We start from the raw sequence: 10,314 nt of genomic DNA, 5'->3' as shown, positions 1-10,314 counted from the left end.
TGCTGATCGTGGAGAGCGCGGACGGCGCCCGCGACCGCGGCGCCGGGCAGGGGTACGGCGTCATCGCCGGCACGCCACCCCACCGGAAGCCTCGACCGGTCAGCCGCCGTCGCCCGGCCGCACCAGCCCGGTCTCGTAGGCCAGCACCACCGCCTGCACCCGGTCCCGTAAGTCCAACTTGGACAGAATCCGGCCGACGTGCGTCTTCACCGTCGCCTCGGACAGGAACAGCTTCTCCGCGATCTCGGTGTTGGACAGGCCCTTGGCGACCAGCGTGAGCACCTCTCGCTCCCGGTCGGTGAGCACGTCCAGTACCGCGGCGTCGCGCAGCTCGCCGCCGCCCGCGCCGAGGAACCGGTCCAGCAGCCGGCGGGTGACGCTCGGCGACACCACCGCGTCGCCGCTGGCCACCGCCCGGATCGCGGAGACCAGGTCGGCCGGCGGGGTGTCCTTGAGCAGGAACCCGCTGGCCCCGTTGCGCAGCGCGGCCAGCGCGTACTCGTCGAGGTCGAAGGTGGTCATCACGAGCACCTTGGCGGTGCCGGCCTCGGTGATCCGCTGGGTCGCGGCCACCCCGTCCAGCACCGGCATCCGCACGTCCATCAGCACGATGTCCGGCCGCAGCCGGTCGGCGAGTTCGACCGCGGCCTGGCCGTCGCCCGCCTCCCCGACGACCTCCACGTCCTCCTGCGCGTCGAGCACCATGCGGAATCCCATCCGCATGAGTTCCTGGTCATCCACCAGCAGCACCCGGATCACGGCGCTGAGCGTAGAGGCTTCCCGCCGACCGGCGCCGCCGCGGCGTACGTCGCTCCGCAAGACCACCGCCGGTGTGGCTCGCCGTACTTGCGGACCACAGCCCGCAGGGCTGGTCAGGCGACCTCTCCGGACGCACCCAGCGGCAGCACCGCCCGTACCCGCCAGCCGCCGCCGATCTTGGGGCCGGCCTCCAGGGTGCCGCCGAGGACACTGGCCCGTTCCCGCATGCCGATCAACCCGTTGCCGCTGGACAGCGTGGCCAGCTCGGAGCGGTGCTGCAGGCCGGCCAGTGACCCGGAACCGTTGTCCTCCACCTCCACCTCGACCCGATCGTCAAGCCTGGTCACCCGGACCTCCGCGGCCGCGCCGGGCCCGGCGTGCTTGAGCGTGTTGGTCAGCGACTCCTGCACGATCCGGTAGACGCCGAGGCTGATCCCGGTGGGAAGGCCGTCGAGATCACCGCTGGTGGACAGCCGCACCGGCAGGCCGATCGCCCGGACCGTGCCCGCGAGTTCGGAGAGCCCGCCCACGTCCGGCTGTGGTGCGCGGTCCGCGCCGTCGGGGTCGCCCGAGCTGCGCAGCACGCCGAGCAGCCGGCGCAGCTCGACCAGCGCCTGCCGGCCCGTCTCGGAGATCGTCTGCAGGGCGCGGGCGGCCATGTCCGGGCTGCTGCGCAGGGCGTAGCCGGCGCCGTCCGCCTGCACCACGATGACGCTCACCGCGTGCGCCACCACGTCGTGCAGCTCCCGGGCGATCCGCGCGCGCTCCTCGGCCACCGCGATCCGGGCCTGGTTGTCCCGCTCCAGCTCGAGCAGCCGCAGCCGGCGCTCCACCTCGACGTGGTACGCCCGCCTGGCACCGACGAACTCGCCGAGCGCCCAGCACAGCGCCAGGGTGACGATGCCGGCGAAGAGCACGACGGCGTTCTCGGCGTCGGCCCGGATCATCGACAGCGACCACAGCACCGCGCCACCGGCCAGGCTGGCCGCGTACAGCATGGCCTGCCGCCGGCCGACGTCCGCCACCAGCGTGTAGAGCATCACACCCAGCGCGAGGTCGGCGGGACGCACCGGCACGCGGTCCGCGACCAACTGCACCAGCCCGCCGGCCAGCACCAGGTACGCCGCCAGGGTCGGCCGCTTCCTGCGGAAGACCAGCGGCCCGGCCAGTAGCAGCCAGGCCAGCAGGTAACCGGCGCCCGTCTTGCCGGCGACCAACACCAGGTCGGGCAGCCCGACACACCCGGCGATCAGGGAGTCCCCGAACACCGGGTGCGCGCGCATCCACAGGCTGAGCCGCCGCACGGAGCCAGCGTAGGCAGCGGATCGCCCGGACCACGTCAGCCTGCGGTCGCACCGGATCATGCGACCGCGGAACGACGGCTCGCCGGCGCAGGTCCCTGCCGGTTCGTTGATCGTGTCGCCGGGGCGCGAGGCGGGACATGGCACTCCGGTCGTGCCCGACGGGCGCACGATCGCGGGGCTTCGCCTGGCGCGTTCCCGTCCTCGTCATCGTGGGCCAGTCCCGTTCCGGAACAGGACTGTCAGTACCCCGGGGTCGTTCGGAGTGCGCACCTCCACCGTGGTGTTGGCCGGCTCCGGCCGGTGGCCGGTGTGCTCCCGGGCCCGGCGCACCGACGGCTCGCCGTGCATGCGCTCCTCGACCTGCTCGGTGATCTCCTCGGCCAGGTCCTCCTCGCGCTGCTGGTGCTTGATCCGGAACAGGATCAGCATGGTCGCCCCGTGCGCGGCGGCCACCACGAGCAGCAGGGTCCTCATCCTTCCACGAGCGTCGCCGTCCGAATCTCGTCAGGTGGTTACCCGGCTACTCGCTGCGCCGAACCTGCGGCCCGGCACGGCCGAACCGCCGGGTTGGTCGCGGCGGCGGCATCCGACGGCCGGCTGGCGTGGCACGATTCCCCTGCCCGCGAGGCAGGGGCGGGCAGCCGGGCGCAAGCGAGGGGTGAGCGTGACGTCGGCGACCGAACAACAGCTGGCCGGCCCGCTGTCCGCGGCGGTGGCCGACCTCTGTGCCACGCTGCGGCCCCAGGTCGGCGAGGCGACCGCGGCCGGGCTGCGCGAGGTGTTGCGGCGGCTGTCCGCGCCGCTCCAGGTCGTGGTCGCCGGGCGGCTGTCCTCCGGCAAGTCGACGCTGGTCAACGCGCTGATCGGACGGCGGGTGGCGCCCACCGGCGTCGGCGAGTGCACCCGGCTGGTGACCCGGTTCCAGTACGGCACCGTGGACCGCGTCGAGGTGGTCTGCCGCGACGGCCGCCGGCAGGCGCTGCCGTTCGATGCGGACGGCATGATCCCCGCCTCGCTGGGCGTGGACCCCGCCGAGGTGTCCCACCTGGAGGCCTACCTGACCAACGCGGTGCTGCGGGACCTCACCGTGATCGACACCCCGGGCCTGGGCTCGCTGGACGACGCCTCGGTGGCCAGGGCCGAGTCGGTGCTCGGCGCCGGAAGGCACCGCAAACCGGACGCCGGCGGCGCCGCAGAGGAACTGGACGCGGTGTCGGCCAGCGCGGTGGCCGGTGCCGAGGCCGTGCTGTACGTGGTCACCCAGGCGGTCCGCGCCGACGACCGGCAGGTGCTGGCCGCGTTCAGCGCCGCCACCGCGGGCCGTGAGGCCGGGCCGGTCAACGCCATCGCGGTGCTGAACAAGGCCGACACCGTCGCGCCGGAGTCGGTGGAGGGCGCGGGCGGCGACGTGTGGCGGGCCGCCGAGCTGCTCGCGGAGAAACAGTTCCGGGTGCTGAAGCCGAGGGTGGCCGCGGTGCTGCCGGTGGTCGGCCTGCTCGCGGAGACCACCGAGACCGGCACGTTCACCGCGGCCGACGCCGAGGCGCTGCGCGAACTTGCCGCGCTGGAACCCACCGTGCGGGACACCATGCTGGTCTCCGCCGACCTGTTCACCGCCTGGGACGCGCCGGTGCCGCCGGCCACCCGGAACCGGCTGCTGGAACGGTTGGACCTGCACGGCATCCGCTGCGCGCTGGCGGCGCTGGACGGCGAACCCGATCTCACCGCGGGAGCGCTGCACCGGCGGCTGCTGGCCGCGTCCGGGCTGGCCGAGTTGCGGGCCCTGCTGGAGCGGGTGTTCCGGGCGCGGGCGGACGGGATCAAGGCGGCCGCCGCGCTCGCGTCGATCACCGCGCTCGCGCAGGACTCGGGGGACCCCGGCGAGCGCGGCCGGGTGCACGACGCGATCGAAGCCCTGCTGGCCAAACCGGAGGCGCACCAGTTGCGGCTGCTGGAGGCGCTGACCCTGGTGTCCTCCGGCGCCGTGACCATGCCGGACGACCTGGCCGAGGAGGTGCTGCGGGTGGGCACCGCGGCGGACGTGGCCGAGCAACTCGGCCTGCCCGGCCGCCCGGTCCACGACCTCGCCGGGTACGCGCTGGAACGGGCCGGGTGGTGGCGCTCGTTCGCGTCCTTCGGCGCCACCCCGGCGCAGAGCCGGGTGGCGCACGTGGTGCACCGGGCCTACTTCCTGATCTGGCAACGGTTGAACGAGCAGTCGCCATGATGCGCGCGATGACCACGGCGCGCGGCTTACCGCGGCGGCGTGCGGAGCCGCGAAGAGGGAGGCCCTTGTGACGGGAACCGGGTGCGGCCGCCCAGCGTCGTTTCCGGACGTGGCCGTGATTCCTCCGAGCCGGCCGGTGTCCGCGCAGGGCCCCGCCCGGCCCACCGTGCCCGAGCAGGGAAACCTGGAGGCCGCCCTGGCCGACCGGGACATGCTGATCCGGCTCTGCCTCTACGCGCTGGACCGGGCCCGCAGCGCCGGAGTGGCGGAACGCATCGAGCGGGGCCTCGCCCAGGTCGGCGTGACCGCTCTTCGCCCGGACGGGGAGGCCTTCGACCCGAGCCGGCACGAGGCCGGGGGCACCGTGCCGGTGGATGATCCCGCGCTGGACGGCGTGGTGGCGGAGACCGAGGTGGTCGGGTTCACCGACCGGGGTCGCCTGCTGCGCGCCCCGGTGGTCACCGTCTACACAAGCGCATGACCTCCGCCGCGCACGACCTGCCCCGGGTGGTCCGGGAGACCAGGACGCAGCTGTCCGCGCTGCTCGCCGACGCCGATCCGGCGGCCGCCCGGTGGGTGGCCGAGGTGCGCGAGCGGCGGGAAGGCACGCCCACCGTCGTCCTGGTCGGCGAGACCAAGCGGGGCAAGAGTTCGCTGGTCAACGCCCTGCTGGCGACGGCGGGACTGTCCCCTGTGGACGCCGACGTGGCCACCGCCTGCTACCTAGTGATCCGGCACGGCGCGCAGTGGTCGGCCCGCGCGTGGTACCCCGGCCGCGACCCGGTGCCGGTGGAGCCCGCCGAGTTGGCCGCGGTGGTGTCCGGGACGGCCGACGGGCCGCCGCCGCACCACGTCGAGGTGGCGGCGCCCGTCCCGCTCCTCGAAAGGCTGTCCCTTGTGGACACTCCGGGCGTCGGTGGGCTGGACTCGATGCACGGCGAGCTGGCCCTCGAGGCCGCCGCCGGCGCCACCGCGCTGCTCTTCGTCGCCGACGCCTCCGCCCCGCTGACCCGCGGCGAGCTGGCGTTCCTGCACCGCGCCGGGGAGCGGGTGGAGACCGTGCTGTTCGCGCTGACCAAGACCGACCAGTTCCGCGGCTGGCGGCAGATCGCCGAGGCCGACCGCGCGCTGCTCGCCGAGCACGCGCCCCGGTTCGCCGAGGCGGTGTTCCACCCGGTGTCCGCGCGGATGTTCGAGCTGGCCACGACCGCGCCGAACCAGCGGGCCGCCGAGGTGTTGCGGGAGAACTCCGGCATCGGCGAGTTGCAGGCGGCGGTGCAGCGGACGGTGGCCAACCGCGCGGCCATGCTGGGCGAGGCCAACACACTGCGCGCGCTGGCCACCGCGCTGGACGGCCTGTCAGCCACGCTGGACGCGCGGGGCAGGGCATTGACCACCGGCGAGCGCGAGGTGGACGCGCTGCGGGAACGGCGCGACGAGCTGACCGCCCAGCGCCGCGCCTCCGGCCGCGGCTGGCAGGTCCGGCTGCGCGGCGAGACCCAGCGCGCCCGGGTGGAGACCACCCACGAGGTCGGCCGGCAGGTGCGGGAGCTGCAGGCGTGGTTCCGGCAGGCGATCGACGGGGCCGACCGGGAGACGCTGGCCGGGCTCCCGCAGCAGGTGGACGCCGCGTTGCGGGCGGTCTCCGGCCGGGTCGGCGCCGCGCTGGCGGAGCGGCTGGACCGGGTCGCGCAGAGCGTGCTCGCCGAGCTGTTCTCCCCGGCCGAGCTGGCGGTGATCCGGGCGCAACTCGCCCGGCAGCCGCGGCCGCCGGTGGTGCTCCGCGCGCCGGAGCGCCGGCCACCGACCGCGGAGGACAGGCTGCTGGTGCTGATGGGTTTCTCCGGCGGTCTCGGCCTCGGCCGGATCGCCATGCCGCTGGCCGGGCTGGGCCTCGCCGCGGTCAACCCGTTCGTGCTGCCGGCCAGCATCGTGGTCGGACTGGCCGCCGGCGCGTGGATGGCCCGCACCCGCCGGCACGCCGCGGACAAGCAGCACGTGCGGCAGTGGCTGTCCGAGGCGCTCGCGGACGCGAGGTCCACGCTGGAGGCGCTGGTCGCCGAGCAGTTGATCGACGCCGAGCAGCAGCTGTCGCTAGCCCTGGACGACGCGCTGGCCCGGCGGATCGAGGCGATCGACGCGGAGCTGCGCGAGGTGGAACGGGCGCTGCGGATGGGCGCGGCGGAGCGCGGCCGGGAACTCCGCGAGGTGAGCGAGCGGCTGGCACGGGTCACCGCGGGCCGGGACCGGGTGGCGCGGCTGCTCGACGCGATCCGCGCGCTGCGGGACGGCACCGCCCCGCCGTGACGGCCCGCGCCGACCGTTCCCGCGGGCATGATCGCAGGTCGCGGGCCTCGCCGGGGCAGGGGGTGCGCAAGGCAGCGGCTTGGCCAGGGAACCGCGCGGGCATACGGTTAGTCGAACAAGCGAGCAGGAGCTTGGTTGGCGGACCCGAGGGGGACCGGTGTACATCGACGAGAGCGGCGGCGACCACGAGATCCGGGTCGAGATGGACGGCCAGGAGTACACCGCCGGCGAGGACTACGACTACGACCACGACGGCCAACTGGACAGCGCGGTCGCGGACGCCGGCGCCGGCGAGCACATCGTCTACACCGACACCGACCACGACGGCCAAGCCGACCTGCTCACCAGGATCGCCGACGACGGGCACGTCGTCGAGCAGGCCCGGTTCGACCCGCACACCGGCCAGTGGGTGGAGGCGGCCGGCCCGCACGGCACCGACGCGCCCGGCGACTCCGCCCGCCACGCCGGGGACATCGTGGTGGACACCCCGGAGGGCGGGAAGAGCGCCGGCCCGGCCACCGAGGACACCGACGGGGACGGCCGGCCGGACACCGCGGTCGGCCAGGACGACAAGGGCGACACCTGGCTCTACACCGACACCAACGGCGACGGCCACGCCGAGGTGGCGGTGGAGATCACCGGTACCGGCGAGGTCACCGTGTTCCAGCACTCCGGCGACCACCAGTGGATGGAGTCCGAGCACGGGCACCTGGACGCCGACGGGCACTACAACCAGGACGGCGTCGGCGGCGGTGCCGCCCCCGCCGACCCGGCCGACGACAGCATCTGGGACGAGGGCGCGGCGTCCGGTGAGACCGGCCGGTACATCGAGGGCGTGGTGCGGATCGACTCCAGCACCGGCCAGTGGATCAGCCTGAACTGACCGCCTGGTCGGCAACCGGTCCCGCCCCCGCGAGCGTGCGCGTCCGGGACAGGTACATAGCCTCATGGCTGACCGAAGAGTCCGATTCGGCCGGTTATTTCCTCCCGCGTGCCGGGTTAGAGTCCGCCGGAGCGGCAACTCACCCCATCGCGTTTCCCGCCGTGACGCCGGTCACCACGGGTCGTCAAAACGCCGCCTGGTTGTCGCTCTGGGTAAGCAGATCGACCCGCTCGCGGTGGTGGGTCTCGGGGAGCGGTTGCTCCGGATTCTTTTCGGTAACGATGGCGGCCCGGCGCGAACGTTTGCGTCTTCTCCCGGCGTTCCGAAGAAAGTGTGCTGAATCGATTCCCTGATCGTTCCTGTGAGGCAAGCGACAGGACAGGGCTCGGCTACCAGGGGTTAACGCAGCTAGCCTTGGTGCATCCCTTTCAGCACCCAATGGCAACGCCCGTCCAACGGCGGGCGGGGCGGAGCCTTTTCTCGAGGACGTTTGGTTCCACTCCGGACAACGGCGTCCGGTGCGGAGCCATCGGCGCCCAGTCAGGAGACGAGACGAGATGACGGCAGTGACCATTCCCGGTCTCGACCAGGCACCCACCACCCACCAGCGCCTCCTGTCCTGGGTGCGGGAGGTGGCCGAACTGACCACGCCGGACCAGGTGGTCTGGGCGGACGGCTCGGAGGAGGAGTGGGCCCGGCTGACGGCGAAACTCGTCGAGGCGGGCACCTTCGTCCCGCTCAAGCAGAAGCCCAACTCGTTCTGGTGCGCCTCCGACCCCAGCGACGTGGCGCGCGTCGAGGAGCGGACGTTCATCTGCTCGCAGAAGCCGGATGACGCCGGTCCGACGAACAACTGGATGCACCCGGACGAGATGAAGGCGATCATGACCGAGCTCTACCGGGGCTGCATGCGTGGTCGGACCATGTATGTGATTCCGTTCTGCATGGGGCCGCTGGACGATCCGAATCCGAAGCTCGGTGTGGAAATCACGGATTCCGAGTATGTGGTCGTCTCCATGAAGGTGATGACCCGGATGGGCACACCGGTGCTGGATAAACTCGGTGAGGACGCCGATTTCGTGCCCTGCCTCCACTCGGTGGGAATGCCGCTCGAGCCTGGCCAGCAGGACGTTCCCTGGCCGTGCAACGAGACGAAGTACATCACCCATTTCCCCGAGGAGAGGTTGATCTGGTCCTTCGGTTCCGGATACGGCGGTAACGCGCTGCTCGGGAAGAAGTGCTACTCGCTGCGCATCGCCTCGGTGATGGCCCGTGACGAGGGCTGGCTCGCCGAGCACATGCTGATCCTCAAGCTCATCTCCCCGGAGAACAAGGTCTACTACATCGCCGCCGCGTTCCCCTCTGCCTGCGGCAAGACCAACCTGGCGATGCTGGAGCCGACCATTCCGGGCTGGAAGGTGGAGACGCTCGGCGACGACATCGCCTGGCTGCGCTTCGGCGAGGACGGTCGGCTGTACGCGGTGAACCCGGAGAACGGCTTTTTCGGCGTGGCGCCTGGCACCAACTGGAAGACCAACCCGAACGCGATGCGCACCATCGAGCGGGGCAACTCCGTCTTCACCAACGTCGCCCTCACCGACGACGGCGACATCTGGTGGGAAGGCATGGAGGGCCGGCCGGAGCACCTGACGTCCTGGAAGAAGCGGGACTGGACGCCCGAGGACGGCGAGGCCGGCGAGCCCAGTTCCCACCCGAACTCCCGGTACTGCACGCCGATGGCGCAGTGCCCGGTGCTCGCCCCGGAATGGGACGACCCGAAGGGCGTGCCCATCTCGGCCATCTTCTTCGGTGGCCGCCGGGCCACCACGATTCCGCTGGTGACCGAGTCCCGTGACTGGCAGCACGGCGTCTTCATGGGTGCCACGCTGTCCAGCGAGAAGACCGCCGCGGCCGCCGGCAAGGTCGGCGTGGTCCGGCGCGACCCGATGGCGATGCTGCCGTTCATCGGCTACCACGCCGGTGACTACTTCCAGCACTGGATCGACGTGGGCAAGAGTGCCGACGCGACGAAGCTGCCCAAGATCTTCTACGTCAACTGGTTCCGGCGCGGCGAAGACGGCCGGTTCCTGTGGCCCGGCTTCGGGGAGAACTCCCGGGTGCTGAAGTGGGCCATCGAGCGGATCGAGGGCAAGGCGGCGGCCACCGAGACGCCGATCGGCCACGTGCCCACCGCCGAGGAGCTGGACCTGGACGGCGTGGACGGGTCGATGGCGGACATCCGGGCGGCGCTGGAGGTCAACCTGGACGAGTGGCGCGCCGAGATTCCGCTGATCGAGGAGTGGTTCGAGAAGATCGGCGACAAGCTGCCGACCTCGCTGCGTGACGAGTTGGAGGCGCTCAAGCAGCGTCTCGGCTGACAGCCTGTTCCGGAACAGGCACCGAAGGCCGCGTGCCGCGGCGAGACCGGCACCCGGACGGGGCCCGGCGGTCAACGACGACCGCCGGGCCCTCTTTTCGTCGGCTCGGCGCACCCCGGCCTGGCCGCCGTCCGCACCCGGTGTGGACGAAGGTCAACCACGCATGCGCTGTTCGGAGCGGTGGCGGTGCGGTTGTCCACAGCCTGTGGATCCAACTGTGCACAGGCTGTTGGCAACCGGAGAGCGGCCAGAGGCAAATCGGTTGCACCGACCGGGCGATTCGGGGACTGTGCGCGTACAGTTCCAAACATGTACCGGCCCATCACCCGATTGGCCGGTCATTGGCCCGAGGGAGGTGGGCCATGGTGTACGCGGGGTTGGCGATGCTCGGGCTTGCCCTCGCCGCCATCGTGATGGTTCTCGTGACTGTCCAGCGGGATGGTGGAACGCACTCGC

Annotated in this window: 8 protein-coding genes; 5 read left to right on the top strand and 3 right to left on the bottom strand. The window is 72.4% G+C overall.

Annotated features, from left to right (window positions below; all coding sequences use genetic code 11):
• Positions 1–99: 99 nt before the first annotated feature.
• From FFT21_RS12350 to FFT21_RS12340, 3 genes are all read right to left on the bottom strand, one after another.
• The gene (locus FFT21_RS12350) at positions 100–759 is read right to left on the bottom strand and encodes a response regulator (RefSeq protein WP_137813976.1); all 660 of its coding nucleotides are present in this window, start codon (positions 757–759) and stop codon (positions 100–102) included.
• Positions 760–872: 113 nt separating this feature from the next.
• On the bottom strand, positions 873–2,042 hold the full coding sequence (locus FFT21_RS12345) for a sensor histidine kinase (RefSeq protein WP_137814065.1): 1,170 nt from the start codon (positions 2,040–2,042) through the stop codon (positions 873–875).
• A 225-nt stretch (positions 2,043–2,267) separates the two neighbouring features.
• Positions 2,268–2,537: a hypothetical protein gene (locus FFT21_RS12340; RefSeq protein ID WP_192909511.1), complete on the bottom strand. Its 270-nt coding sequence runs from the start codon at positions 2,535–2,537 to the stop codon at positions 2,268–2,270.
• Between the two features lie 190 nt (positions 2,538–2,727).
• Between FFT21_RS12340 and FFT21_RS12335 the strand changes: the two genes are divergently transcribed.
• The 5 genes from FFT21_RS12335 (at position 2,728) to FFT21_RS12315 (ending at position 9,858) form a co-directional block, all read left to right on the top strand.
• On the top strand, positions 2,728–4,290 hold the full coding sequence (locus FFT21_RS12335; protein WP_225978339.1) for a dynamin family protein: 1,563 nt from the start codon (positions 2,728–2,730) through the stop codon (positions 4,288–4,290).
• A gap of 136 nt (positions 4,291–4,426) precedes the next feature.
• Positions 4,427–4,771: a nucleotide exchange factor GrpE gene (locus tag FFT21_RS12330; RefSeq protein ID WP_225978354.1), complete on the top strand. Its 345-nt coding sequence runs from the start codon at positions 4,427–4,429 to the stop codon at positions 4,769–4,771.
• Positions 4,768–6,597 (top strand): dynamin family protein, encoded by a 1,830-nt coding sequence (locus tag FFT21_RS12325; RefSeq protein WP_137813973.1) that lies wholly within the window; start codon positions 4,768–4,770, stop codon positions 6,595–6,597. The genes FFT21_RS12330 and FFT21_RS12325 overlap by 4 nt, the downstream gene beginning before the upstream one ends.
• A gap of 157 nt (positions 6,598–6,754) precedes the next feature.
• The gene (locus FFT21_RS12320; RefSeq protein ID WP_137813972.1) at positions 6,755–7,480 is read left to right on the top strand and encodes a hypothetical protein; all 726 of its coding nucleotides are present in this window, start codon (positions 6,755–6,757) and stop codon (positions 7,478–7,480) included.
• Between the two features lie 557 nt (positions 7,481–8,037).
• Positions 8,038–9,858, top strand: a complete 1,821-nt coding sequence (locus FFT21_RS12315) for a phosphoenolpyruvate carboxykinase (GTP) (protein WP_137813971.1) — start codon at positions 8,038–8,040, stop codon at positions 9,856–9,858.
• Positions 9,859–10,314: the final 456 nt, after the last annotated feature.

The sequence above is a fragment of the Gandjariella thermophila genome, assembly GCF_005405885.1.
GTDB classification, from domain to species: domain Bacteria; phylum Actinomycetota; class Actinomycetes; order Mycobacteriales; family Pseudonocardiaceae; genus Gandjariella; species Gandjariella thermophila.
This window is presented reverse-complemented; position numbering and strand designations above follow the sequence as displayed.

Excerpts from the sequence above, each read along its gene's own strand:
- FFT21_RS12345 (WP_137814065.1), bottom strand. The coding sequence starts at position 2,042 with ATGCGCGCGCACCCGGTGTTCGGGGACTCCCTGATCGCCGGGTGTGTC.
- FFT21_RS12325 (WP_137813973.1), top strand. The coding sequence starts at position 4,768 with ATGACCTCCGCCGCGCACGACCTGCCCCGGGTGGTCCGGGAGACCAGG.
- FFT21_RS12340 (WP_192909511.1), bottom strand. The coding sequence starts at position 2,537 with ATGAGGACCCTGCTGCTCGTGGTGGCCGCCGCGCACGGGGCGACCATG.
- FFT21_RS12315 (WP_137813971.1), top strand. The coding sequence starts at position 8,038 with ATGACGGCAGTGACCATTCCCGGTCTCGACCAGGCACCCACCACCCAC.